Genomic DNA, 23,441 nt, shown 5'->3' with positions numbered 1-23,441 from the left:
GGGAGCACTCGGGCCGGGAACAGAACTGCAGTTCACGGACCGGTCGGGTGGGAGCGGGCCTCGAACACGCGGTCGGGGTCGACCCGGACCCCGCCGGTCAGAAGAGCGCCTCGTCCTCGTCGAGCAGTTCGGCCGGGCCGCCGACCTCCCAGATGGTCGTCCGGACGCCCGTCTCCGAGATGGCCTCTTTGACGCGGTCGGCGTGCTCGGCGGTGGTGTTGACGTACACCGACGCCCCGGTGTCCGTCGAGAACCAGACCGGCACGCTGTCGACGTCGTCGTCGTCCTCGTACCCGTTCGCCCGCAGTTCGCGTACCTTGTTGAACACGGCGAGCGTCGGTGGCTGCCAGTAGACCCAGCCGTCCGGGCCGGTCATCGTGGTCGCAGCGAGCGACAGGGAATCGTGTTCGGCTATCTCGGCGGTGCGTTCGAGGTCGTCGTCCTGGATGGCGTCGCGCACCTCGACCAGCTGGTCCTGGACGTGCGCCCGGCGTGCGTCGAACATGTGGCTCTTTGCGGCCTCGGTGTGTGCGTCGTCGGTGTCCTTGTACGACGGGACGAGGGCGACGATTATCTTCAGTTCGTCCTCGATTTCCGTCGGGATACGCTGTGACCGGCAGTCGTGGTCGTTCAGGCCGGCGCGGAGGTCGGAGAACCCGCCCGTGACGGCCCGGGCCGCAGACGACGACCCGACGCGCGCGATGGTCGATATCTCGGCGAGCGAGGCGTCGAGTTCGGCGGCCTCCGCGACGGCCATCGCCGCCGCAGCGAACCCGGACGAGGACGACCCGAGACCGACGTTCGACGGGAAGGAGTTCTCGGACTCCAGCTTCAGCGGGTAGACGGTGTGGGCCGCGTCGGACATGTCTCGGGCCTTGTCGACGACGCGTTCGACCCGGTCGTAGGCGTGCCCGTCGAGTTCCTCGCCGTCGACGATGTAGACGTCCTCGTCGTAGTCCATGGAGAACTCGACGGTCGTCTTCGTGTGGCTCGGGGCCGTACAGACGCTGATGGAGTCGTGGTACGGGAGCCGTTCGATGTCGTCGCGGAGACCGTGGTACTTGACGAGGCCCTGGATGGGGTGAGCCTTCGCGGTTGCCTTCATACCCCGATAGCCGACCACTGCCCGCTTAAAAGTCACGGGTGTGGCGGCGCGGGCAGGACGTGTCAGTTGGCTGTTCGGTCCGGCGCGTTTCCACCGCTTCGCACGTACCGGCACGACCCGCACTTCGTGTCGTTCTTTCAATAGGAATGGCGGTCGGCGGCGGGCAACGTGCGGTGCCGGCACTGGTGACCAGTGTCCGGAACCGAACCGCTGAAAGTCCCCCCTGCGAACACGAGGACATGGGAACGCCACTGGAGCCCCGGGCAGCACAGGCCGAGGCGGTCGTCGACAGACTGACGGAGGAGTACCCCGACTCGACCATCTCGCTCCGGTACTCGACCCGACTCGAACTGCTCGTCGCCGTGGTCCTCTCGGCGCAGTGTACCGACGAACGCGTCAACGAGGTCACGACCGACCTGTTCGAGAAGTACCGGACAGCCGAGGACTACGCCGAGGCGAGCGAGGAGCAACTGGCCGAGGACATCTACGGCATCACCTTCCACAACAACAAGGGCGGCTACCTGAAGGGCATCGGCGAGATACTGCGCGACGAACACGACGGCGAGGTTCCGGACACGATGTCCGAGTTGACCGACCTCCCGGGCGTCGGTCGGAAGACGGCGAACGTCGTCCTCCAGCACGGCCACGACATCGTCGAGGGCATCGTCGTCGACACGCACGTCCAGCGTCTCTCGCGCCGACTCGGCCTCACCGAGGAGGAACGTCCCGACGCCATCGAACAGGACCTGCTGGAGACGGTCCCCGAGGACGAGTGGCAGCAGTTCACCCACCTGCTCATCGACCACGGCCGGGCGGTCTGTTCGGCCCGGACGGCCGAGTGCTCGGCGTGCGTGCTCGCCGACATCTGCCCGTCGGAGAAGGGCGACTCGGAGGTAGACCTCGCCACGGGCGAACCCTGGAACTGACCGACGACGCCCTCACCGCCGCAGGACTGCCGTCAGATGGACCACTGTACTATCTGGTACAGCACGACGAATCGCATCACGCCCACGACGTAGGCAAGTATCCAGAAGACGACGTAGCCGAAGACGCCGACCCGGAGGCGGAACCGCCACGCTGGCATGTTCTCGTGGATGTCGTCGAGTTCGATGTCCGGGTCGGGGTCCGCGTAGAGGTTCAACCGACGCTTCGCCTGCAGGATGTGGAAGATGCCGGTGAGCGCGAACAGCAACAGGGCGTACGCCTGGAGGCCGAGGAACGCGTGCAGGGCCGCCAGTCCACCGAGCTGGTCCAGCAGCCGTGGAATCATCCAGCTGACCACCGGGACGGTGTTCAGGACGAGGCCGGTCACGATGAACTTGAGGTGGTAGACGAGCGTGTCCCACGTCACCACCTCGGTGTCTATCATGATCCACGCGCCGTAGATGTAGAACGGGAAACTCGCCGTGACGAGCAAGAACGCGATAGAGGCGACGATGACGTCCTCGACCATGGTCGCCCCTCCGCGTGCCGCCGCGTTAAATGGTCGGAATCCGGTCGCAGGGACGAGCAGTCCACGGGTCGAGAAACCGTTACGCTAACCAGTACGCCGGCCCAAGGAGGAGGTAATGAGCGAATCCTCGGACGAGACGCCCACCGGCGAGGGCGAACCCGAAGACGTGGAGTCGTTGCGGCGGCGCGTCGAGGAGAAGTACGACTTCGACGACTTCGGACCGGCCGAGATGGCCGAGATGAGCTACGAGGAGTGGGACGCCGCCTTCGACCCGGACACCTGGATCGTCGGCGAGGAACTGCTCGACCGCGTCGAACGGGACCTCAGGGCCCGGATAGCCAGCCGCGACGTGTTCGCCGTCCTCGAACGTGTCGAGTACGAGGGAGCCGAGACGTTGCTCGCCTACTCCGACGAGGGGTACGCGATGGTGTTCCCTGACGGGTCCATCGACGGGTTCGGGACCGTCCTGCGCGACGTCAAACCGACCGTCGCGCTCTGTTCGATGGACGACTACGAACCGTCGGACGCGCCGGCCGAGGCCGTCCTGCCGGACCCGAACGAGGTCCCACAGGGGACCGGCCAGCTGGGGAACAACATGCTCCAGATAGTGGCCGGGACGCTCCTCGTCGCCGCGGTGGCCCTCCTCGGGGGAGCGTTCGTCACGGCCGACCCGGGCGGTGGCGGAGCCATCGCACGCGGGGTGATGATAGTCATGGCACTCATCTTCGGGCTGGCCGGTGTCATGCTGTTCCTGACCGTCGCGAACGCACGCCTCTCGGACCGGTTCCGGGCCGAGGAGTACCGGGAGCGACTCCGGGCCGTCGGACTGGCCGACGGCGAGCGCCCGGACTTCCTCCCTGTCGAGTTCGACGACGCGCCGGCGTTCGCAGGGGCGACCGACGAGTCCGGAACCGCCGCCCAGGCGACTGGAGGCGAGGAACCCTCGGAATCGCCCGCGACAGCCCCCGGGACGGACCCGTCCGAACCGGCGGCTGACGGGGAGTCGTAGTGCCGCTTTGACGCCTGCATCGGTGGGTTTAAGCGAACCCACTCCTGACCACCATGTGTATGAATAGGCGGGACTTTCTGACGGCTGCCAGCGGCGTTGCCGGCGGCGCTGCAGCAGCGAGTGCGGCCGCCGCCGCCCAGGAGGAGACGACGACCTCCGGTTCGCCCGACGGTACGACGGGCGGCAACGCCACGGGGAACGGCACGACGTCGGCCCCGGGCGGAGGCGGCGGTGGCGGGACAGCCACGGTCGCGGTCGGACCGGGCGGCGACTACGTCTTCACGCCAGGGACCGAAGAACCACTGTACATCTCCCCGGGGACGACGGTCACGTTCAACTGGGAGTCGGACAACCACAACATCAACCCGACGTCCGTCCCCGAGGGCGCGACGTGGGAAGGTCACCTCCCGACCGAGAACACGGGGTTCACCTACGAGCACACGTTCGAGACGCTCGGCACGTACGAGTACCAGTGTGACCCCCACGTCGGTCTCGGCATGGTCGGTACCATCGTCGTCAACGAGACCGGTCAGACGCCGGGCGGTGGTGAAGGTGGTGGCGAGGTCGACCCGGAGGAGATGGGCGTCCCCATCCAGGCACACTGGGTCGGAATCGCGACCATCCTCGCCATCATGAGTTCGCTCATGTTCACGTTCTACGTCCTGAAGTACGGCGAGTCCGCACACAGCAGCAGCCCAGGGAGGAAATAACCCATGTCCACCAAAGGTAGTCACTACGGAGACATCCACCGATACGAACCAGCCAGAGAGAGCACCGCGGCCGCGGTCGCCATCGTGCTCCTCACCGTCGTCGAGGTCGTGTTCGTCGGCCTGTTCACCTACGGCCTCGTCAACGGTTGGGGGCTGAGCGGCGTCGGGAACATGTACCTCGGCTTCCTGCTCGCGGTCATCTTCATCGACCTCGCGTTCATCCTCCTGCTGTACCGCAAGGAGTTCCTCCCCGACGTGATGATCGTCAAGAAGCGCCGTCGCAAGTGGGAGGACCTCTACATCCGCGAGGAGGACGTCGACGGACGCTCCCTCGCTCCCTCCGGTGACGGCGGTGGCGGTCTCGACACACTCAAACGTGCGGTCTACCCCTACTACAAGCGATAACAATGCCAGTCGACGAAGACAAGTATCCGGTCGAATCGGACCGTCGTCGCTTCGTGAAAGGCGTCGTCGGCGGTGCCACGCTCGCGGGCGTCGCGACAGCGGGCGCGGCAGCCGTCAACAGCGCGACGTCTCCCAGCGGGGCGGGCGGTGGTTCAGTCACGTTCCGCGCCGTCGAAAACACGGACGGGCCCGCTCCGCGCGGGATGCCACAGATTCCCATCGAACTCGAACCCATCGATGGCGAAGACGACTTCTACATCAAGGGTCGCTGGCCCGAGGTCGAGGAGATCCAGGAGCAGGGCCGAACCATCCCCGTCGCCCGCGAGGAGATCGCGGGCGAGGAGTACTCGTCCGAGTGGTTCCAGTACTGCGGCGTCCAGACGTACGCTGGCGTGTACCCGAACGCACAGGAGGAGAACTCGGAACTGACGAACTACTTCCGGTACACCGCGAACTCCAAGTACGACTGGCAGAACGAGTCCGTCAGCGGTGGCCAGCGGATGCGTCTGAGCGACTTCGACGACTACGAGACGTGGGGTAACGGCATCGGTACCGCCGGCATCGGGAAACCCGCGTCCGGTAGCTGGCGTTCCGAAGGGCTGGAACCGGCAGAGACGATGCCGGTCGAGGTCATCCGCTCCGAACGTATCGAGCAGATGGCCCAGGAGAGCGAGTGGCTCGGCGCGACGACGGACCAGGGCGTGATGGCCCACCTGAACAAGTGTACGCACTTCTGTTGCGTGCCCGCGTTCAAGGGCCAGGCCGGTGCGGCGGCGTTCGGTGCGGCAGACCGCATCTACTGCCAGTGTCACCAGTCCGTCTACGACCCGTTCAACATCATCAGCACCAACTTCGTGGCACTGCCGCGGCCGGACCAGGAGTAGACCATGAGCCTGCAAAAGAAAGACGAATACGACCACACGGGCTGGATGCAGACGAAGGACCTGACGCCGGTCGAGAAGACCTATCTCCTGACGCTCATCTGGCTCGACAAGCGATTCCGTGTCGTCGACTACCTGGAGCTGCTCGAGGACCTCTACTACAAGGTCAACCTCCAGATGCCGAAGAGTCACACGGAGCAGTACAACCTCGACAACAAGTTCTGGTACTGGTACCCACTGTACGCTCTCGGGTCGTTCTCGACGATAGCGTACGTCGTGGCGTCCATCTCCGGTGCGTTGCTGGGCTTCTACTACTCGCCCTCGACGGCCGGCGACCCGTCCACCGCGTACAACCAGATCGTGTTCATCATGCAGGACCTGAACTTCGGGTTCATGCTCCGGTCGCTCCATCGCTGGTCGGCACAGGTGATGGTCGCGGCCGTCTTCCTGCACATGCTCCGCGTCTACTTCACGGGCGCGTACAAGGAACCCCGTGAGCTGAACTGGATTCTCGGCATCATCCTCATCTCGCTGACGATGGTGTTCGGGTACACCGGCTACCTGCTCCCGTGGGACCAGCTGGCGTTCTGGGCGGGCCAGATCGGCGTCGAGATGTCGCTGTCGATCCCCCTCGCCGGCGAGTGGGTCGCACAGCTCATCTTCGGCGGCTTCACCCTGACGCAGGCCACGCTCCAGCGCATGTACATCCTGCACGTGTTCGTGCTGCCGTTCGTGGTGACGACGCTCATCGCGCTCCACATCGGCATCGTCTGGATGCAGGGCATCGCGGAACCGCACTGATAGAACCATGACCGAAGACAACGACTCCGAACCCATCGCCGACGGAAGCGGAACCGGCATCGTCGCGCCGGACGACGAGACCCCCACGTGGAGCGAGCGCAAGGAACGCTCCCAGGGTCTCTCCCGGTTGACCTACGAGTACTTCGAGCGGGCCCGCCGCGAGGACCAGGACCTGCGGATGGAGTCCGACTACGTCGAGCGCGACGTGTTGGCCTTCCCGACCTGGCCCCACGAGATGATACGGAACTTCGCACTGACGAGTTTCTTCGTCGGGCTCATCCTGTTCCTCTCGGCGACGCTACCGCCCCACATCGGGCCGCCGGCCGACCCGTCGAGTACGCCCGCAGTCATCCTGCCCGACTGGTACCTCTACTGGTCGTTCGGGCTGTTGAAGCTCGGCCCGCTGAACCCCGAGCTGTCCATCCTCGGTGGACAGAAGCTGATGGCCGACCGTACCTACGGCGTCGTCGCGAACATCGTCGTGGTCGGGTTCATCGCCATCGTGCCGTTCCTGAACAAGGGGAGCGCACGCCGTCCCGTCGAACAGCCCTTCTGGGCTGGCGTCGGCGTCATGGGCGTCGTGTTCGCGTTCACCATCTCGGTGCTTTCGGTGAAGAACCTGGTGCCGATGGACGCACACCTCCTGTTCGACCTGACGTTCCTCGTCCCGCCCATCGCGGGGCTCGTCGCCTACACGGTGTTCAAGTCGATGCAGGAAGGGTACATGTACAGCCTCAACCGCCGGTACTACCGCCTCCGGCCGCCGAAGTAACGCCACCTTTCTCCCCTCATGGACGACGCAGACACCGAACAGTCATCCGATTCGACCGGCCTCGGGAGCCGCGAGGTCGAGGTGCCGCTACGGCTGTACAAGACGATCACGGTGTTCACGACGATGCTCGCGATGACGGCGGTCATCGCCGGCTTCGTCGTGCTCGACAGTGCGACGAACCGTGCCACAGCCGACCTCGACGAGGTGAACCTCCTGCTCGCGCTGTTCGGACTGGGGCTCATCGTCGTCGGGGCGGCCACCTACGCGTTCTCGACGCGCTTCCGGACCGCCGAAATGGGAAAGTCTAAAGACGACTCCGGAGAAGACTCCGACAATGGCTGACGAATTCATCAAGGGGCTCTCGATCGCGACCGGGGCAGGACTCATCTGGATGGTCCTCGCCGGCTGGTACAACACCCCCGGCTTCGAGGAGACGCAACTCCTCGGCCCGAATCCGACCGACCCAGGTGCGTTCGAGGCGGTCGCCCTCATCGTGAAGGACGGGCTGTTCTGGTTCATGATACTCGGCGCGCTGACGTTCTGGGTCGTCATCCCGGTGGCGCGCGAGTTGCAGGCGATGGTCGCGACAGACTGACCAACCACTTCTCCTCCCCCGCACGCGAGACTCGACAGCGGCTGCTCTCCCGGGACGGGACAGGACGAGCCTCGACGCACGGACGGCGGACGGCGCGTATTCCAGGGACGCCGTCGGTCGCCTTCTGCTCGCGTGAACCGTCACCGGGAGTCGAGTCGTTGCGAGACGTCGGGACGGTCCCCACGCGACCGTTCTCTGGGCGCTCTACCCGGGACGGCGCCGTCGTGGCCAGATGCACCGCTACCAGTTCCGGCAGCCGAGAAACCGCAACCGCGGGGGCCTCAGATGATGGCGCCCCAGTAGTCGGAGATGAGGAAGAACACTGCCTGGAACCCGGCGTACGCCAGTGCGAACACGGAGATGCCGAGGGCCCCCTTCGGCGCGTCGATGGGTCGGTCCTCGCGGAAACTGACGTCGCGGACCTCCTTCTCGAAGACGTCCGCGATGACCAGTCCGATGACGATCATCGTGAGGACGATGCCGCCGTGGGGAGCGACGGTGGTGTAGTAGAACGCACCGACGAGGAGCAACACGTTCGTCAGTTCGTGAACCGGATGTCGGCTGAGGGCCTCGGTATCCTCGTCCTCCGCCTCCTGGACGTTGCGGCGGTACGCGAGGTAGCGCGTCACCATGTTGGCGATGACGAGTCCGAACAGGACGAACTCGATCAACAGGACGTCGCCGACGACCGTCTGCCCGAGTACGTCGACCGGGCCGAGTAGCGTGGATGGGTCCATACCCGAGACTCTGTCGCTAGCCCATTAGAGTTTTTCCAAAGCGGGCTACCACGGCGGCCCGGCCTGTGGCGGACGGAGGACCGTGAGCGAATCGCCCGGCGAGAGGCGAACCGGGACTGTCGAATCGACCTCGCAGACCGTCCGGTCGTCGACGAGGAGCGACACCGCCCCCTCGTCGCGTTCGACCGAGAGCACGACGTCGGTCGCGTCGACGACCCAGTGGTCGATGTCGATGGCGAAGGGCGCGACGGGCACGATAGACGCCGCACCGAGTCCGGCGTCGACGACGGCACCGCCGGCCGCGTTGGCGTACCCGTGGCTTCCCGCAGGCGTGGCGACGACGACGCCGTCGGCCCGGAACTGTGCGATATCGTGGTCGCCGGCACCGACGCGGTACTCCGAGATACGGGCGGGTTCGGTCGTCACGAGCATCACGTCGAACAGGGCGTCGTAGCGGTCCTCGCCGACGGCGACGGAGAAGCGGCGGTGGGTGTGCGTCTCGGCATCGCCCGCGAGCGTCGCACGGACGGCGGCGGCCGTCTCGGTCGCCGGAACCGAGCGCACGCCAGTCCCGGCGTCGACCGGGAGGACGGGCAGGTCCACGTGCGCGTGGGCGACGTCGATGAGGGCGCGTTCGCCGACGGCGACGACGAACGACGCGTCCGCGAACGACGACGGGTCCCCGGTCAGGGGGACCGCACCGGCGTCTGCGACCGCGGCCTCGACCTGTGCGACGCGTTCGCCGTCGGGGTCGCCGACGACGCCGACAGTCAAGGTCTCGTCGCTGTCACGGGCGGCGCTCTCCATGTACCCTACTCGCGGCCCCGCCGACAAAAAGGCTACAGTACCGTCCGGGGTCGGTCAGTCGTCGTACGGCCAGTCGCCCGTTATCTTCATGCCCTCGGCGAGGTCCTCCTCTTCGAGCGCGTCGGCGATGTCGTCCGGCTGTCTGTGGGCGACCTCGAACGACGACGCGGTGAGGTCGACGGCCAGGTCGGCGAGCAGGACGGACTGTTCGCGCAGGTCGCGCACCTCGAGTTTGTCGAGCGTGTCGGCGTGCGTGTGTCCCCAGCCGCGACCCGAGTCGTCGTTCTCGCTGTAGGCGTGGTAGCCGGGGACGCCCCACTGGACGAACGGCCAGTGGTCGCTGTGGGGACCGAGGTTCGGGATGGCCTCGATGGGGTGGTCGTACCGGTCGGCGACGGCGTCGAGGGCCGCCTCGAGTTCGTCGAACCCGTGCGTGTAGAGTGCGAGGTTCCGGGACTGGACCACGCCGTCGAGGTTGAGAACCGTCTTGACCCGGTCGAGGTCGACGCGGTCGGCCTCGTGGGCGGACCCGACGAGTCCGACCTCCTCGGCACCGAAGCAGACGAACCGGACCCGGGTCTCGAGTTCGTCCTCGCGTTCGGCGAGGACGCGCGCGAGTTCGACGACCATCGCCGTCCCGGCGCCGTTGTCCATCGCGCCCGTCGAGATGTCGTGTGCGTCGACGTGACTCGTGACGTAGACGACGTCCTCGGTCCCGGGGCCGAGTTCGGCGTGGACGTTCTGGCTGGTGGCGTCGCCGGTCTCGGCGGTGACGGCGACGGTGACCTCGTCGCCCTCGTGGCGGCGGCACAGCTGGGCGCCGGTCTCCGCGGAGACGCCGACGGCGGGAATCTCCCCGAGAGGGGCGTCGTCGGTGCCGACGGACCCCGTCGGCGGGAGACAGCCGTCGACGTGGTTCCGGTAGACGAACGCGGCGGCACCGGCCTCGACCGCGTGGTAGTACTTCTCCCGGCGGTGGAGGTAGCGGTCGTAGTGCGAGGGGACGTCGCTCCGGGCCACGACGACCTTTCCCTCACAGTCGGTCTCCTCGAAGTCGGACGGGAGGCCGTAGCCGAGGTCGACGAGGTCGCCGGTCACCTCGTCGGCCGGACTGCGCGGGAGCGCGATGCACTCGTGACTGTCCGCGTAGCGGGCGTCGTCGGCGCGTATCTCGCTGTCGCCGCGCGTCCAGCCCAGGATAGAGAACTCGTCGAGGTGGGCATCGCGCGCACCCACTGCAGAGAGTGCGTCGCGGGTGGCCTCGGCAGCCACCCGTTCCCCCTCGCTGCCGGCCATCCTGTCGCCGATGTCGACGAGCGTCTCCAGGTGGTCCCACCCGGTCTCGCTCGTGAACGTCTGTCCGATCCAGCGGGTCATGTGATGGCGTGGACCCGCCTCTGCCTAAGGGTTGCGACTCGGGTGCACGGCTGACAATTCGTCGGTGTCGAGGGGGAGTTCTCCGGCAATATTGGGCCGATGTCCAGCCCCTTTATACCGCCTACCGATTATTCCACACCGTACGCGGCTTGAGGCGATGTTTTATTACGTACAGTGTCGTTACTCCGATAGACCCTCAGGTGAACTCGAATGTCAAGTGAGGCTGAAAATCTGGTTCGCGTCATGTCACCGGGTGGCTCCGCCGTCGGAGACCATCACCTCGGAGAGAGCGCCGCGAAATCGCTCTACGAGACGATGGTACTCGCCCGGACATTCGACGAGAAGGCCATCAGCCTCCACCGGCAAGGGCGCATCGGCACCTACGCGCCGATGTGCGGGCAGGAAGCGGCCCAGGTCGGTGCCGCAGCAGCACTGGCAGACGAGGACTACCTGTTCCCGACCTACCGCGACCACGCGATGTTCGTCGAGCGCGGCCTCGACCTCCGTGAGGTCCTCCTGCACCTCCTCGGCGACGGCCAGTACATCGACCGGGAGGACGGCGAGGACCTCACCACGTTCCCCATCTCCATCCCCATCGCGACGCAGTTGCCCCACGCGGTCGGCATCGGGATGGCCGCCAAGTACCGGGGCGACGACGTCGCATCCCTCGTCTCCTTCGGCGACGGCGCGACCTCGGAGGGCGACTTCCACGAGGGCCTGAACTTCGCCGGCGTCTTCGACACCCCGACGGTGTTCTTCTGCCAGAACAACGGCTACGCCATCTCTGTGCCTCGCGAGCGCCAGACCGCGAGCGCGACCATCGCCCAGAAGGCACGGGCCTACGGGTTCGATGGCGTCCGCGTCGACGGCAACGACGTGTTCGCCGTCCACGAGGTCGTCTCGAACGCCCTGGCGAAGGCCAGGAACGGCGGTGGCCCGACGCTCATCGAGGCCGTCACCTACCGCAGGGGCGCACACACGACCACGGACGACCCGTCGGTCTACCGCGACGAGGACGAGGCCGCCGACTGGCTCCAGGAGGACCCCCTCGACCGGTCGCGCACCTACCTCGAGGAGGAGTTCGGCTGGACCGGGGACGACGAGGCCGCCGTCGAGCAGTGGGCGACCGAGGAGGTCGCACGCGCCGTCGAGGCGGCCGAGGAACACACCGGCTACGAACCCGAGGAGATGTTCGAGCACGTCTACGAGGACATGCCCGCGCGCCTCCGCGACCAGCGCCGGACCCTCCCCGAGGACCCCCAGATCGGCCACTGAACCCGTCTCTCAATCGGTCGCGAACTTCTCCAGCAACGTCTCCAGGCTGTAGCTCCGCAGTCCGCGCGCGTCGTCCCAGAGCGTCTCGATGACGTACGTCGAGTTCGTCCGTTCGACCTCCGGGACCTGCTCGAACGACCGGATGAGGTCGCCGACCATGTCGCTATCGCCGACGCGCGCGATGGCGATGAAGTCCGTCTCGCCCATCGTCGCGAACAACTGCGTCACGCCTTCGATGCCCCGCAGGCCGTCTGTGACCTCGTCGTGCGAACCGCTGTAGTCCGCCAGCACCTCGACGATGACGGTGACCCCGAGTCCGAACGCCTCGAGGTCGAGGTCGTAGAGGTCGTTCTCGACGATGCCGTCCTCCTTGAGGTTGTTCAACCGGTAGTGGATGGTCGACACCGGGATGCCGGTCTCCTCGTGAAGCCTGTCGGGACTGCCCGTACCGAGTTCCGCGATGGCCTTCAGCAGTCGCACGTCACGCTCGTCCATGGGCAGACCGAGTGTCGACAGGTGTAAAGTAGTTCACCATCGATATTCTGTGAACTGAATTCGATATCTCGTCTGTTTCCTGCTCTAAGTTCGAATTCAACCCGCTGTGCGCTAGAAACTACAGTAAATCCCTGTTCTGTTGCGTTGCTCTTTAATACTCGCACTCGACGAAGGTTGTATAGAAACCATGATTCACCCGGACTATCTGGAGGAGATTTCAGACACGAGTGGATTGTTCGTATTGCTGGCTACGCTCTGGGGCGCCTCGTTCGTCGCTATCGAGGTCGGCCTCCACTACTTCCCGCCCGTCATGTTCGCGGCGCTCCGGTACGACGTCGCCGGCGTGCTCGTACTCGCATACGCCGTCCGGTCGACCGACCGCTGGCGACCGCGAAGCCGACAGGAGTGGCTCCAGACGGTCGTGACGGCGGTCTTCCTCTTCGCGGCCTACCACGCCCTGCTCTACCTCGGCGAACGACACGTCTCCGGGGCCGTCGCCGCGGTCGTCATCAGCCTCTCGCCGATACTGACCGCGGGCTTCGGTAGCGTCCTCCACGTCGAGGACCCGCTCCAGCCTCTCGGTGCCCTGGGCTTCCTGCTGGGTATCGCGGGCGTCGTCGTGGTCGTCCAGCCGACGCCGGGAACCGCCCTGTCGACGAGTCTCGTCGGCGTCCTGCTCGTGTTCTGTGCCGGGACGAGCTTCGCGCTCGGCTCCGTCCTCACCCGCCCGCTGGACACCGGGCTCCCGGTCCAGACCAAACAGGCCTGGTCGATGCTCGTCGGCGCGGGCGTCCTCCACGTCGTCAGCACCGCCCGCGGGGAGTCCTTCGAGGCTATCCAGTGGACCCAGCCTGCACTCGTCTCGCTCGGGTACCTCACCCTCGCCTCCGGCGTCGTCGCCTTCCTGCTCTACTTCGAACTGCTGGAACGGCTCGGACCGACCGAACTCAACCTCGTCGGCTACCTCGAACCGGTCGTCGCCACCGTCGTCAGCTGGGCGCTTTTCGGCACCCTGGTCGACGACGCGACGCTCGTCGGGTTCGCCGTCATCTTCGCCGGGTTCGCACTCGTCAAACACGACGCGTTCGGGCAGGTCCTCGGTCGGCGGTTCGAACGGGCCCGTCGCTGAGTTCTCGCGTCACACGCCGGTTCCGTCCCGTTTTTACGGGCGCGACTGCGATATCGGCCATGGCTGACTTCGACTTCGACTACGACCTCCTCGTCGAACTCACGGAGGTCCACGGCGCACCGGGATACGAACAGAACGTCCGCGACGTCGTCAGACGAGAACTCGAGGAGACCGTCGACCGCGTCGACTCCGACGCCATGGGCAACGTCGTCGGGACCGTCGAGGGCGACGCGGAGTACGAGGTCGTCGTGGCGGCACACATGGACGAGATCGGGTTCATGGTCCGTCACGTCGACGACGACGGCTTCCTGGCCATCGACCCCCTCGGAGGGTGGGACCCGGAGGTCCTCCGCGCCGAACGGGTCACCGTCCAGACCGAAGAGGGCGAACTTCCGGGCGTCATCGGCTCCGTCCCACCCCACTCCGGCGGCGAGGACGGCGACGAGGAACGCGACGTCCACGACGTTCGCGTCGACCTCGGCCTCTCGGCGAGGGAGGCCAGGCGACGGGTCGAGGTGGGCGACGTCGTCACGATGTCCCAGCGAACCGAACCGCTGGGCGACTGCGTCTCGGGGAAGTCCATCGACAACCGCGTCTCGGTGTTCGCCATGCTCGAACTCGCACGCCGGGTCGACGACCCAGAGGTGACGGTCCACTTCGTGGCGACCGTCCAGGAGGAGGTCGGGTTGCGCGGCGCACAGACCATCGGCGTCGACCTCGACCCGGACCTGGCGCTCGCGCTCGACACCACCGTCGCGAACGACCTCAGCGACTTCGAGGAGTACGACTACGTGACCGAACTCGGCGACGGCGTCGCGATAAAGCTGAAAGACTCCTCGGTCATCACCAACCGGAAGGTCCACCGCCGCCTGCGTGCCGTCGCCGACGCCGAGGGACTTCCATACCAGTTCGAGGTCCTCCCGGCGGGCGGGACCGACACCGGGGGCCTCCAGCGTGCTCACGGGTCGGTTCCCGTCGGCGCGGTCTCGGTCCCGACCCGGTACCTCCACACGCCGACCGAGGTCGCCCACGGGGACGACATCACGGGGGCCATCGAACTGACCGCCGCATTCCTCGACTCCGAGGACGGGTCACACGATTACACGCTGTGAGCGGTATCGAAGAATTGAGTACGGGGCATCACGAACCCCCGGCCATGAGCGAAGACACAGACGAAGCGCCGGTCTCGCGTCGGCAGTTCTTGCAGGGTGCAGCAGGCGCGACGGCCGCTGCCGTGACCGCGAGCACGGCCACCGCACAGGAAGGCGAAGGCGGCGGTGGCGGCGGGAGCAAGACGGTCGCGGTCGGACCGGGTGGCGACTACGTCTACACCCCCGGCACCGACGACCCCCTGTACGTGGCCAAGGGATCGACGGTCACGTTCAACTGGGAGTCGGACAACCACAACATCAACCCGACGTCCGTCCCCGAGGGCGCGACGTGGGAAGGTCATCTCCCGACCGAGAACACGGGGTTCACCTACGAGCACACGTTCGAGACGCTCGGCACGTACGAGTACCAGTGTGACCCGCACGCCGGACTCGGCATGAAGGGGACCATCATCGTCAACGAGACCGGTCAGGCACCGTCGAGCGGTGAGTCCAGTGGTCCGGCACTCCCGGCCAGCGCGATGTCCCTGGCCGTCGGGACGGTCGGTGCCATGCTGACCACGCTCTCGCTGGCCTACGTGTTCCTCAAGTACGGCGGCGACTACGAGACGCCCGAGTAACGTACCCGGCACCCGGAAGGGCACGTCGAACGGTACCTTTTCTTCCGACCACGTGTAACCCGCGATAGATGTACGTCATCATCGTCGGGGCGGGGAACATCGGGACTCCACTCATCGAGATCGCCACCGCCGACCGGAACGAGGTCGTCGTCGTCGAGCAGGACCCGGCGAAGGCCGAGGCAGCGGCCACGGCGTTCGACTGCCTCGTCATCAACGCCGACGCGACCGTCGCGGAGACCCTGGAGGACGCCGGCATCGACCGTGCCGACGCGCTCATCTCGACGACCGACCAGGACGCGACCAACATCATGGTCTCGCTCCTGGCGAAGGACCGCCAGGTGCCGGCCATCGTCAGCGTCGTCCACAACCCCGAGCACATGAAACTGTTCGAACGGGTCGGCGTCACGACGATGGAGAACCCCCAGCGACTCATCTCGGAGTACCTCTACCGTGCGGTGAAACGGCCGTCCATCAAGGACTACATGAAGGTCGGCGACGACGCCGAGGTGTTCGAGATAACCGTCGCCGAAGACGCGCCGGTCGCCGGATTGACGCTCCGTGAGGCCAACGAGGAGGGACTGCTGACGGACGACGTCCTCGTGGTCGCCGTCGAACGGAACGGCAGCACGGGCGGACCGATCACGCCCCGTGGGGGGACGCGAATCCAGGCCGGCGACCTGCTGACGGTGTACGCGAGCGAGGGCGCGACGCCCGACGTGACCGACGTCTTCGGCCACTTCGAGGACCACGAGCGATAGATGCCCCGGAGACAGACCGTCGACGGCGTCCCGGCCGACCTCGCCGTCATCCTCCGCGACGTCGGCACGCTCTTGCTCATGCAGGCGGCCCTGCTCACGCTGACCGTGTTCGTCGCGCTCGCGTTCGGCGAGTTCGAACCCGCCCTCGGGTTCCTGACGGCCGGCGGCATCACCGCCGGCGTCGGCGAGGCCAGTCGCCGTCGGTTCGACGACGCCCCGGAACCGCGGATGAAGCACGGGATGGTCATCGCGGCGGGTGGCTGGTTCGCGACGGCCGTCTTCGGCGGCCTCGCGTTCTTCCTCGTCGCGTGGTTCACGCCCGTCGAGGTGATGGCCGGCTACGTCCCGGCGTCCGCCGACTGGGAGGCGGCGAGGGTCGCGGGGGCGACGTCCCGGTCGAGTCTCCTCTACTTCCGGCACCCGCTGCACGCGCTCTTCGAGTCGATGAGCGGGTGGACCGGGAGCGGACTGACGATGGCGATCCACGAACCGTCGCTCCCACGGTCGGTGCAGTGGTGGCGGTCGCTCGTCCAGTACGTCGGTGGCGTCGGGGTCATCGTCCTCACCGTCACCATCCTCTCCCGACCCGGGAGCGGGAGCTACGCCCTGTACCGGTCCGAGACGCGAGAGGAGAAGATACACCCGTCTGTCGTCTCGACGGTCCGGACGGTCTGGCGCATCTTCGTCGGCTACACGCTGGTCTCCATCGTCGTCCTCTTCCTGGCCATCTGGGGGACACAGGACCAGTTGAGCCTGTTCGAGGCGTTCTGGCAGGCACTCAACCACGCGATGACTGGCCTGTCGACCGGCGGGTTCTCCGTCACCGACAACTCGATGGAGTCGTACAACTCGCCGCTCATCGAGTCGGTGCTGTTGCCGGTGATGACCCTCGGCGCAATCGCGTTCCCCATCCACTACGCCATCCTCAGACAGGGGCGGTGGCACGAACTGTACGGCGACGTCCAGACCCGGTGGCTGTTCGTCCTGCTCGGCGTGGGCATCGTCGCCCTGTCGGCCCAGAACCTGCTGGTGAACCTCGCCCCCGAGGGCTACGGCGCGACGGTGCAGTCCCCGCTTGCGTTCGTCTCGACGGCGCAGTTCGACGCGGTCCGGGACGGGACGTTCCAGTGGGTGAGCGCCCTGTCGTGTACCGGCTTCCAGTCGTCGCCCATCGGGCGGTGGTCCGACGGCGGAAAACTGTTGCTGGCGGGGGCGATGACCCTGGGCGGTGCCGCCGGGTCGACCGTCGGCGGCATCAAGATAATCAGGGGCTACACCATCTCGAAGGGCATCCAGTGGCAGTTCTCCCGGGTGTTCCTGCCCCGGGACGCCGTGGTCGGCCTCACCATCGACGACCGGCGACTGGACGAGGACGAGATGAACCGCGAGTTCGCCGAGGCGGCCATCGTCAGCCTGCTCTGGGTCATCATGCTGGTCGCGTCGAGCCTCGTGCTCGTGAACGTGGCCGGGCCGGACTTCAGCTACGCCGACGCCCTGTTCGAGGTGGCGAGCGCACAGGGGAACGTCGGACTCTCGACCGGCATCACCGGGCCGTCCATGCCGCCGGTCGCCGAGGCGATGTTCCTGTTCAACATGTGGATCGGACGACTCGAGATCATCCCGGTGCTCGTGTTCGCACGGTCGGCACTGCAGGGCCTGAATCCGTAAGGGGCGACTGCCGGTCGGACGCCCCGGAGCGTCCTGCGACTACGAACTCCAGTACGCCCGCGTCAGCAGCACGAGGACGGGGAACACTTCGAGCCGTCCGATCCACATCAGCGTAATCATGAACAGCTTCGCCTGTGCCGAGAACCCCAGGTAACTGCCCATCGGACCGACCTCGCCGAACCCCGGGCCGATGTTCCCAAGGGTCGCGGCGACGGCGGTCATCGCCTCGACGATGGTGAGGGACTGCTCGGGGTTCAGGAACGCGGCGTCGGCGGCGAGGACCGCAGACGCGACGAAGAACAGGACCAGGTAGAGCAGCGTGAACGCGTAGATGCCGCGGATGGCGCGCTCGTCGAGCGGTCGACCGCCGAGTCGCACCGGGCGGACGGCGTTGGGGTGGACCGTCGAGAACAGTTCCCGACGGAGCGACTTCATGATGACGAGCCACCTGATGACCTTGATGCCCCCGCCGGTCGACCCGGCCGACCCGCCGACGAACATCGCGAACACGAGCACGTACTTCGCCGACCCGTCCCACGTCGTGAAGTCCATCGACGCGTACCCGGTCGTGGTCACGATGGAGACCACCTGGAAGGCGGCGTGTCGGAGAGCCGCCTCCACGTCCCCGGCGATGGGGAACGTGTGCGCGCGGACCGCCGGCGTGACCGTCTCGTAGGCGGCCCGGGTCGCGTCCGTCGCCGCGTCCGTCAGGCCCACGTCGCCGAACAGCATCCCCGCGAGGAGCGCCGACAGGACCCCCAGGATGCCCACGTAGGTCCTGAACTCCGGGTCGCGGCGGAACCGGTCCGTGTTCCCGTTGGTGAGGTGCCAGAACAGGGGGAAACTCGTCCCGGCGGCGACCATGAACGGCACGACGACCCACTGCACCGCGGCGCTGAACGCCTCGATGCTCCGCGCCTCGGGCGAGAACCCGCCCGTCGCCATCGTGGTGAACCCGTGTGAGATGGCGTTGTACATCGTCATCCCCGGTGCCAGCCCGGCGAGGTGGAGGCCGTACAGCAGGAGCACTTCGAGCAGTGTGATGCCGGCGTAGATGACCCAGAGCGCCCGTGCCGTCTCCGCGATGCGGGGCGTCAGCTTCTCGATGCCCGGCCCCGGCGCCTCGGCGTCCATCAACTGGGCGCCACCGACCGAGAGTTCCGGCAGGATGGCGACGGCGAGGACGACGATACCCATGCCGCCGACCCACTGGGTGAGCTGGCGCCACAGCATCAGCCCGCGCGAGTGATACGTCGGGTCTATCGTCCCCATCACCGTCGCCCCGGTGGTCGTGAACCCACTCATCGACTCGAACAGCGCGTTGAACGGGTCGTGGAGCGTCGAGGACAACAGGTAGGTGAGGGTCCCGTTCTGGACGGTCAACCCCTCGAGGACGTACGGTATCGCGCCGACGACGGACACCACCAGCCACGTGAGCGCGACCATGAGAAAGCCCTCGCGGGCACCGAGGTCCGGGTCCGGTTCGAGTCGTTCCATCCCGACGCCGAGTCCAACCGCGACGGCCGCGGTGACGACGAACGGGAGCACGAACGGGACGAACGCCTCGCCGTAGAGGAGACTCGTCGCGATGGGGGCGAGCAGTGCGACCGCGAGGTACTTCAGGACGCTCCCGACGAGACTCACGCTCGCCCGCCAGTCGACTCGCAGTTTCATAGTTTCGGTGCGATGTCTTCGGCGACGGTCGTATCGAGGAACACGACGACGTGGTCCCCCGGTTCGACGACGGTGTGACCGCGCGGTGTGACGAACTGCTCGTCCCGCGTGATGGCCCCGATGACGACGCCCTGGGGGAACTCCGCCGCCGCCTCGCGGATGGACCGACCGGCGAGGATGCTCTCGTCGTCGACCTCTATCTCGAGGACCTCGGCCCGGTCGGACTCGATGATGGCGATGTTCTCGGTGTGTTCCTCGCGCGTGAACCGCGTTATCTCCTCGGCGGTCACCTCGCGCGGGTTGACGGCGACGTCGACGCCGACCGTCTCGAACAGGTCGACGTAGCGCCCGTTCTCGACGACGGCGACGGTCCTCGCCGCGCCGATGCGCTTCGCCAGGAGGGAGACGAGCAGGTTCTTCTCGTCGGATTCGAGCGTCGTGACGACGAGGTCGGCGTCGCTCACGTGTTCCTGATTGAGGAAGTCCACGTCGGTCGCGTCGTTCTCGAGGACGATGCTGTTGGGCAGTTCCTCGGCGAGTTCGCGCGCCCGTTCGCGGTCGTTCTCGATGATTCGGGGGGTCATCTCGCGCGCTTCGAACAATCTGGCGACCTGGTACCCGATCTCGCTCCCGCCGATGATGTAGACCTCGTCGGGGGCTTCGAGGACCTGCGTCGGGGCGAGCGCACCGGCGAACTGCCGGACGCTGTCCGGGCTTCCGATGACGACGACCGAGTCCCCCGCCTCGATGGTGGTCTCGCCACGGGGGATGGTCACGTTGCCGTTCCGGAGGATGGCCGCGAACGTCAGCGACTCGAACCGGTCCGCGTCCGCGACCGTCTGGTCGGCGATGGGCGAATCGTCGGTCACCTCGAACTCGGCCATCCGGACGCAGCCGTTGGCGAACGAATCCACGTCGCGTGCGCCGGGGAGGCCGGCGATGCGGACGACCGTCTCGGCGGTCAGCAGGTCGGTACAGACCATGAAGTCGACGCCGAAGGCCCCCTCGGACCCGCGCCACGTGTCGAGGAACCCGGTCCGCTTGACCCGGGCGATGGTGAACGGGTCGTCGATGGTCTTGGCCGTCGCACAGGAGACGATGTTCGTCTCGTCGCGGTCCGTGCTCGCGATGACCATGTCGGCCTCGCGGATGCCGGCCTCCTCCAGCGTCTCGAGCGACGTCCCGTCACCCTCGATGGGGAGGACGTCGAGTTTGTAGGTGAGCGACTCGACTCGGTCCCCGTCGGTGTCGATGACGACGACCTCGTGGGACTCAGAGAGACTCGCCGCGATGTTGCTACCGACCTCGCCTGCTCCGATGACGATTACGTACACTCCAGTCTCACCGTTCTATCCAGTTGCACAGGTCTACTTTTGGGGGTGACAAGAGGGTTCGGGTTTGTGCCCGGTCAGGTCCGAATCTCGACGTCGACGTCCCGCCGCCGTCCCTCGATGTCCGCGACGACGCGCTCGACGATGCGTTTCGCCTCGCTCCTGACCCTGGGTTTCACCTTCTCGATGACCCAGGGCAGCGAGACGAACCGCGGTATCTTGATGTCGCCCGCCCGGGCGGACCCGGGGTCGTACTCGACGAGGAACCGGACGCGCGACGCGACTGATTCGCCCTCGGGTGCCGCGTCCGGGGCCTCCTCGACCAGCCAGCGGCCGGTCGCGTCGATGTCCTTGACCACCTTCCAGTCGATGCTGTGCGGCGGGTCGATGGCCGTGACCTCCGACCTGGCGGTGTACGTCAACTTCCACCAGGCGAAGGTCAGTTCGTACTGCGTTCCGGGTTCGCCGTCGCCGTGCTGGCGCACCCGCTTCAGGTACTCCGAGTATCGCGCGTAGCGCGGGAAGTCCACGAGGAACTCGAAGATAGTCTCCGGCGTGGCGTAGATGACGGTGGTGACCTCGACGCGTTCCACACGCTACCTTCCCGCAGTTCCCACGTAAGCCTTTCCGTGGCGGGGGTCGACGGCGCGGCCCGTGCGACGACCGTCTCGACCGGCAGTTCTCGACTGGTTTTTATCCACTGCGGAGTGACACGCGGCTATGGACGCAGACGTCTGCATCGTGGGCGGTGGACTCGCCGGGCTCTCCGCCGGCATCTTCACCGCTCGCGCCGACCTCGACACCGTCGTCGTCGACGACGGCGGGCAGATACTCCGTCGGAACGCGCACCTGGAGAACTACCCCGGCTTCCCCTGCGGCGTCGACGCGCGCCGCCTGCTCGAACAGACGACCGAACAGGCCCGCGTCGCGGGCTGTCGGTTCCGCGACGGCCTCGTCACCGACGTCGAGCAGGCCGACGACGGGTTCGAGGTGCGCGTCGACGACGGGTCCACGACGACGGTCCGCCGTGTCGTCGCGGCGTCGTGGTCCGACGCCTCCTATCTCGACGGGACTGGCGTCGAGACGGAGACGCGCGGGAGCAAGACGTTCGTGCCGGTCGACCACGCCGGGCGGACGAACGTCGAGGGGCTGTACGCCGCCGGTCGACTCGCAGACCAGTACCACCAGGCCGTCGTCTGTGCTGGCCACGGGGCGACGGTCGGGCGGACCATCGTCCACGAGTCGGACGTGGACTTCTACCACGACTGGGTGACGCCCGAGGGCTACTTCACCGGCCGGGACCGCGACGTCCCGCCCGCGACAGAGGAGATATCCGACGCGGAGCGTCGCGCACGCGACGAACGTGCCCGCGAGGCGATGCGGGCGTACACGGAACCGCTCGACGACGAACCGACGATGCACCCCAGCGTCGACCTGGACGCCGAGGACTGAGTCCGGCCGCGTGTGCTGCCCGACCGATACATCCGTAACCCGGGGCTACGAACGAGTTGGCATGACGATGCTCGACGGAGTGAACGTCGCCCTCGGCGTGACCGGGTCCATCGCCGCCGTGAAGACGGTCGAGTTGGCCCACGAGTTGCGTCGTCGGGGCGCGAACGTCCGGGCGGTGATGACCGAGAGTGCACAGGGTATCGTCCACCCCTGGTCGGTCGAGTTCGCCACCGAGAACGACGTCGTGACCGAGATAACTGGCCGGGTCGAACACGTCGAACTCTGCGGGCGCGACGAGTGGGCGGACGTGCTGCTGGTCGCCCCGGCCACGGCCAACACGGTCGGGAAGATGGCACACGCCGTCGACGACACGCCGGTGTCGACCTGCGCGACGACCGCGCTCGGGTCGGGCCTCCCCGTGGTCGTCGCGCCGGCGATGCACGAACCGATGTACGACCACCCCGGCGTGCTGGAGTCCATCGAGCGACTGGAGTCGTGGGGCGTCTCGTTCGTCGACCCTCGGATCGAGGAGGGGAAGGCGAAGATAGCGACCGAGGACGCCATCGCGCTTGCCGTGTCGCGGGCGACGGGCGACTCGCCGCTCTCCGGCCGGCACGTCGTCGTCACCAGCGGCGCGACGGTGGAGTCCGTCGACCCGGTTCGCGTGCTGACGAACCGCTCCTCCGGCCGGACGGGGCGCGCCGTCGCCCGGGCGTGCTACGCCCTCGGCGCGGACGTGACGCTCGTCCACGGGGCGGTCGGCCCCCACGCGCTGACCACCGGCGAGGCCGTCGAGGGCGTCCCCTACGCCGACCTCGTCGCCGTCGAGAGCGCCGAGGAGATGACCGACGCGACGCTCGACGCCGTCGCTGACGGTGACGACCCCGCGGACGCGCTCGTCTCCGTCGCCGCCATCAGCGACTACACCGTCGACCGGGCCGACGAGAAGATACGCTCCGGGCAGGACGAACTGTCCATCTCGCTCGAACCGACCCGAAAGCTCATCGACGCGGTCCGTGCGTCCGACCCCGACCTCCGCATCGTCGGGTTCAAGACCGAGACGAGCGGCGACGACGAGTCGATGGTCGACGCGGCCCGCGAGACGCTGTCCCGCGTCGGCCTCGCGTTCGTCGTCGCGAACGACGCCAGCGTGATGGGGTCGGCGGAGAGTCGCGCACTGCTGGTACACGAGACGGCCTACTCCGAGTTCGAGGGAACGAAGGAGCGACTGGGACTCGAGGTTGCCCGGGCACTGGCGGCCACGCTCTGAGTTCCGAC

At 67.0% G+C, this 23,441-nt stretch carries 25 protein-coding genes and 1 pseudogene; 17 read left to right on the top strand and 9 right to left on the bottom strand.

The window, feature by feature from the left end; all coding sequences use genetic code 11:
• Positions 1-97: 97 nt before the first annotated feature.
• Positions 98-1,105, bottom strand: coding sequence for a phosphomevalonate decarboxylase MvaD (gene mvaD, locus ACSC1W_RS04025; protein ID WP_435345574.1), 1,008 nt, complete (start codon positions 1,103-1,105; stop codon positions 98-100).
• A 239-nt stretch (positions 1,106-1,344) separates the two neighbouring features.
• Between mvaD and nth the strand changes: the two genes are divergently transcribed.
• Positions 1,345-2,031 (top strand): endonuclease III, encoded by a 687-nt coding sequence (gene nth / locus ACSC1W_RS04020; RefSeq protein ID WP_435345573.1) that lies wholly within the window; start codon positions 1,345-1,347, stop codon positions 2,029-2,031.
• 32 nt (positions 2,032-2,063) lie between these two features.
• Here the strand turns inward: nth and ACSC1W_RS04015 are convergent, their stop codons facing one another.
• Complete coding sequence (locus tag ACSC1W_RS04015) at positions 2,064-2,558, bottom strand: DUF7321 family protein (RefSeq protein WP_435345572.1); 495 nt, start codon at positions 2,556-2,558, stop codon at positions 2,064-2,066.
• A 115-nt stretch (positions 2,559-2,673) separates the two neighbouring features.
• Here ACSC1W_RS04015 and ACSC1W_RS04010 point away from each other — a divergent pair, with 115 nt between their 5' ends.
• From ACSC1W_RS04010 to ACSC1W_RS03975, 8 genes are read left to right on the top strand one after another with little or no spacing between them, the layout of a single operon-like run.
• Positions 2,674-3,567 (top strand): DUF308 domain-containing protein, encoded by an 894-nt coding sequence (locus ACSC1W_RS04010; RefSeq protein WP_435345571.1) that lies wholly within the window; start codon positions 2,674-2,676, stop codon positions 3,565-3,567.
• A 59-nt stretch (positions 3,568-3,626) separates the two neighbouring features.
• Positions 3,627-4,277 (top strand): plastocyanin/azurin family copper-binding protein, encoded by a 651-nt coding sequence (locus tag ACSC1W_RS04005; protein ID WP_435345570.1) that lies wholly within the window; start codon positions 3,627-3,629, stop codon positions 4,275-4,277.
• 3 nt (positions 4,278-4,280) lie between these two features.
• Positions 4,281-4,682, top strand: a complete 402-nt coding sequence (locus ACSC1W_RS04000) for a DUF7318 family protein (RefSeq protein ID WP_435345569.1) — start codon at positions 4,281-4,283, stop codon at positions 4,680-4,682.
• A 2-nt stretch (positions 4,683-4,684) separates the two neighbouring features.
• Positions 4,685-5,566 (top strand): ubiquinol-cytochrome c reductase iron-sulfur subunit, encoded by an 882-nt coding sequence (locus ACSC1W_RS03995; RefSeq protein WP_435345568.1) that lies wholly within the window; start codon positions 4,685-4,687, stop codon positions 5,564-5,566.
• 3 nt (positions 5,567-5,569) lie between these two features.
• Positions 5,570-6,364, top strand: coding sequence for a cytochrome b (locus tag ACSC1W_RS03990; RefSeq protein ID WP_435345567.1), 795 nt, complete (start codon positions 5,570-5,572; stop codon positions 6,362-6,364).
• Between the two features lie 7 nt (positions 6,365-6,371).
• A complete protein-coding gene (locus tag ACSC1W_RS03985; RefSeq protein WP_435345566.1) occupies positions 6,372-7,136 on the top strand; it encodes a cytochrome b family protein in 765 nt (254 codons plus the stop codon).
• 18 nt (positions 7,137-7,154) lie between these two features.
• Positions 7,155-7,478, top strand: coding sequence for a DUF7315 family membrane protein (locus ACSC1W_RS03980; RefSeq protein WP_435345565.1), 324 nt, complete (start codon positions 7,155-7,157; stop codon positions 7,476-7,478).
• A complete protein-coding gene (locus ACSC1W_RS03975; protein ID WP_435345564.1) occupies positions 7,471-7,731 on the top strand; it encodes a DUF7314 family protein in 261 nt (86 codons plus the stop codon). Before ACSC1W_RS03980 ends, ACSC1W_RS03975 begins: the two co-directional genes overlap by 8 nt.
• 281 nt (positions 7,732-8,012) lie before the next feature.
• Here the strand turns inward: ACSC1W_RS03975 and ACSC1W_RS03970 are convergent, their stop codons facing one another.
• Genes ACSC1W_RS03970 through ACSC1W_RS03960 form a run of 3 tightly spaced genes read right to left on the bottom strand, consistent with a single transcriptional unit; the run spans position 8,013 to position 10,652 of the window.
• The gene (locus ACSC1W_RS03970; RefSeq protein WP_435345563.1) at positions 8,013-8,468 is read right to left on the bottom strand and encodes a DUF7313 family protein; all 456 of its coding nucleotides are present in this window, start codon (positions 8,466-8,468) and stop codon (positions 8,013-8,015) included.
• A gap of 45 nt (positions 8,469-8,513) precedes the next feature.
• Positions 8,514-9,275, bottom strand: coding sequence for an NAD(+)/NADH kinase (locus ACSC1W_RS03965; RefSeq protein ID WP_435345562.1), 762 nt, complete (start codon positions 9,273-9,275; stop codon positions 8,514-8,516).
• A 54-nt stretch (positions 9,276-9,329) separates the two neighbouring features.
• Entirely contained in the window at positions 9,330-10,652 is a 1,323-nt protein-coding gene (locus tag ACSC1W_RS03960) for a M28 family peptidase (protein ID WP_435345561.1), read from the bottom strand.
• Positions 10,653-10,862: 210 nt separating this feature from the next.
• Here ACSC1W_RS03960 and pdhA point away from each other — a divergent pair, with 210 nt between their 5' ends.
• A complete protein-coding gene (gene pdhA, locus ACSC1W_RS03955) occupies positions 10,863-11,927 on the top strand; it encodes a pyruvate dehydrogenase (acetyl-transferring) E1 component subunit alpha (RefSeq protein ID WP_435345560.1) in 1,065 nt (354 codons plus the stop codon).
• Between the two features lie 9 nt (positions 11,928-11,936).
• Here the strand turns inward: pdhA and ACSC1W_RS03950 are convergent, their stop codons facing one another.
• The gene (locus ACSC1W_RS03950; protein WP_435345559.1) at positions 11,937-12,422 is read right to left on the bottom strand and encodes an Lrp/AsnC family transcriptional regulator; all 486 of its coding nucleotides are present in this window, start codon (positions 12,420-12,422) and stop codon (positions 11,937-11,939) included.
• Positions 12,423-12,625: 203 nt separating this feature from the next.
• On the opposite strand from ACSC1W_RS03950, the pseudogene ACSC1W_RS03945 reads away from it, so the two are divergent.
• The 5 genes and pseudogenes from ACSC1W_RS03945 to ACSC1W_RS03925 all read left to right on the top strand — a co-directional run bounded on the left by ACSC1W_RS03945 (position 12,626) and on the right by ACSC1W_RS03925 (position 17,706).
• Positions 12,626-13,551 (top strand): annotated as a pseudogene (locus tag ACSC1W_RS03945) (DMT family transporter).
• Positions 13,552-13,610: 59 nt separating this feature from the next.
• A complete protein-coding gene (locus ACSC1W_RS03940) occupies positions 13,611-14,663 on the top strand; it encodes a M42 family metallopeptidase (RefSeq protein ID WP_435345557.1) in 1,053 nt (350 codons plus the stop codon).
• Positions 14,664-14,707: 44 nt separating this feature from the next.
• Positions 14,708-15,280 carry a plastocyanin/azurin family copper-binding protein gene (locus tag ACSC1W_RS03935; protein ID WP_435345556.1) on the top strand — a complete coding sequence of 191 codons (573 nt, stop codon included), beginning with the start codon at positions 14,708-14,710 and terminating at the stop codon, positions 15,278-15,280.
• Positions 15,281-15,348: 68 nt separating this feature from the next.
• A complete protein-coding gene (locus tag ACSC1W_RS03930; protein WP_435345555.1) occupies positions 15,349-16,038 on the top strand; it encodes a potassium channel family protein in 690 nt (229 codons plus the stop codon).
• The gene (locus ACSC1W_RS03925; protein ID WP_435345554.1) at positions 16,039-17,706 is read left to right on the top strand and encodes a TrkH family potassium uptake protein; all 1,668 of its coding nucleotides are present in this window, start codon (positions 16,039-16,041) and stop codon (positions 17,704-17,706) included.
• A gap of 39 nt (positions 17,707-17,745) precedes the next feature.
• Here the strand turns inward: ACSC1W_RS03925 and ACSC1W_RS03920 are convergent, their stop codons facing one another.
• The 3 genes from ACSC1W_RS03920 to ACSC1W_RS03910 form a co-directional block, all read right to left on the bottom strand.
• Positions 17,746-19,380 carry a TrkH family potassium uptake protein gene (locus ACSC1W_RS03920; RefSeq protein WP_435345553.1) on the bottom strand — a complete coding sequence of 545 codons (1,635 nt, stop codon included), beginning with the start codon at positions 19,378-19,380 and terminating at the stop codon, positions 17,746-17,748.
• Positions 19,377-20,714: a Trk system potassium transporter TrkA gene (gene trkA, locus ACSC1W_RS03915; RefSeq protein WP_435345552.1), complete on the bottom strand. Its 1,338-nt coding sequence runs from the start codon at positions 20,712-20,714 to the stop codon at positions 19,377-19,379. Before trkA ends, ACSC1W_RS03920 begins: the two co-directional genes overlap by 4 nt.
• Positions 20,715-20,788: 74 nt before the next feature.
• On the bottom strand, positions 20,789-21,304 hold the full coding sequence (locus ACSC1W_RS03910; protein ID WP_435345551.1) for a type II toxin-antitoxin system RatA family toxin: 516 nt from the start codon (positions 21,302-21,304) through the stop codon (positions 20,789-20,791).
• A gap of 127 nt (positions 21,305-21,431) precedes the next feature.
• On the opposite strand from ACSC1W_RS03910, the gene ACSC1W_RS03905 reads away from it, so the two are divergent.
• Together ACSC1W_RS03905 and coaBC are read left to right on the top strand one after the other, a co-directional pair.
• Entirely contained in the window at positions 21,432-22,163 is a 732-nt protein-coding gene (locus ACSC1W_RS03905; RefSeq protein ID WP_435345550.1) for an FAD-dependent oxidoreductase, read from the top strand.
• A 67-nt stretch (positions 22,164-22,230) separates the two neighbouring features.
• Positions 22,231-23,433, top strand: a complete 1,203-nt coding sequence (gene coaBC, locus ACSC1W_RS03900) for a bifunctional phosphopantothenoylcysteine decarboxylase/phosphopantothenate--cysteine ligase CoaBC (RefSeq protein WP_435346008.1) — start codon at positions 22,231-22,233, stop codon at positions 23,431-23,433.
• Positions 23,434-23,441: the final 8 nt, after the last annotated feature.

The organism is Haloarchaeobius marinus, from assembly GCF_051207415.1.
Classification (GTDB): domain Archaea; phylum Halobacteriota; class Halobacteria; order Halobacteriales; family Natrialbaceae; genus Haloarchaeobius.
Note: the sequence above shows the minus strand (reverse complement) of the source record. Positions and strands in the feature narration are given on the sequence as shown.

Coding starts and splice junctions, on each gene's coding strand:
- pdhA (WP_435345560.1), top strand. CDS start 10,863: ATGTCAAGTGAGGCTGAAAATCTGGTTCGCGTCATGTCACCGGGTGGC.
- ACSC1W_RS04010 (WP_435345571.1), top strand. CDS start 2,674: ATGAGCGAATCCTCGGACGAGACGCCCACCGGCGAGGGCGAACCCGAA.
- ACSC1W_RS03990 (WP_435345567.1), top strand. CDS start 5,570: ATGAGCCTGCAAAAGAAAGACGAATACGACCACACGGGCTGGATGCAG.
- ACSC1W_RS03970 (WP_435345563.1), bottom strand. CDS start 8,468: ATGGACCCATCCACGCTACTCGGCCCGGTCGACGTACTCGGGCAGACG.
- ACSC1W_RS03940 (WP_435345557.1), top strand. CDS start 13,611: ATGGCTGACTTCGACTTCGACTACGACCTCCTCGTCGAACTCACGGAG.
- ACSC1W_RS04000 (WP_435345569.1), top strand. CDS start 4,281: ATGTCCACCAAAGGTAGTCACTACGGAGACATCCACCGATACGAACCA.
- ACSC1W_RS03985 (WP_435345566.1), top strand. CDS start 6,372: ATGACCGAAGACAACGACTCCGAACCCATCGCCGACGGAAGCGGAACC.
- ACSC1W_RS03935 (WP_435345556.1), top strand. CDS start 14,708: ATGAGCGAAGACACAGACGAAGCGCCGGTCTCGCGTCGGCAGTTCTTG.
- mvaD (WP_435345574.1), bottom strand. CDS start 1,105: ATGAAGGCAACCGCGAAGGCTCACCCCATCCAGGGCCTCGTCAAGTAC.
- ACSC1W_RS03925 (WP_435345554.1), top strand. CDS start 16,039: ATGCCCCGGAGACAGACCGTCGACGGCGTCCCGGCCGACCTCGCCGTC.
- ACSC1W_RS03920 (WP_435345553.1), bottom strand. CDS start 19,380: ATGAAACTGCGAGTCGACTGGCGGGCGAGCGTGAGTCTCGTCGGGAGC.
- ACSC1W_RS04015 (WP_435345572.1), bottom strand. CDS start 2,558: ATGGTCGAGGACGTCATCGTCGCCTCTATCGCGTTCTTGCTCGTCACG.
- ACSC1W_RS03975 (WP_435345564.1), top strand. CDS start 7,471: ATGGCTGACGAATTCATCAAGGGGCTCTCGATCGCGACCGGGGCAGGA.
- nth (WP_435345573.1), top strand. CDS start 1,345: ATGGGAACGCCACTGGAGCCCCGGGCAGCACAGGCCGAGGCGGTCGTC.
- ACSC1W_RS03995 (WP_435345568.1), top strand. CDS start 4,685: ATGCCAGTCGACGAAGACAAGTATCCGGTCGAATCGGACCGTCGTCGC.
- ACSC1W_RS03965 (WP_435345562.1), bottom strand. CDS start 9,275: ATGGAGAGCGCCGCCCGTGACAGCGACGAGACCTTGACTGTCGGCGTC.
- coaBC (WP_435346008.1), top strand. CDS start 22,231: ATGCTCGACGGAGTGAACGTCGCCCTCGGCGTGACCGGGTCCATCGCC.
- ACSC1W_RS04005 (WP_435345570.1), top strand. CDS start 3,627: ATGAATAGGCGGGACTTTCTGACGGCTGCCAGCGGCGTTGCCGGCGGC.
- ACSC1W_RS03905 (WP_435345550.1), top strand. CDS start 21,432: ATGGACGCAGACGTCTGCATCGTGGGCGGTGGACTCGCCGGGCTCTCC.
- ACSC1W_RS03930 (WP_435345555.1), top strand. CDS start 15,349: ATGTACGTCATCATCGTCGGGGCGGGGAACATCGGGACTCCACTCATC.
- ACSC1W_RS03980 (WP_435345565.1), top strand. CDS start 7,155: ATGGACGACGCAGACACCGAACAGTCATCCGATTCGACCGGCCTCGGG.
- ACSC1W_RS03960 (WP_435345561.1), bottom strand. CDS start 10,652: ATGACCCGCTGGATCGGACAGACGTTCACGAGCGAGACCGGGTGGGAC.
- ACSC1W_RS03950 (WP_435345559.1), bottom strand. CDS start 12,422: ATGGACGAGCGTGACGTGCGACTGCTGAAGGCCATCGCGGAACTCGGT.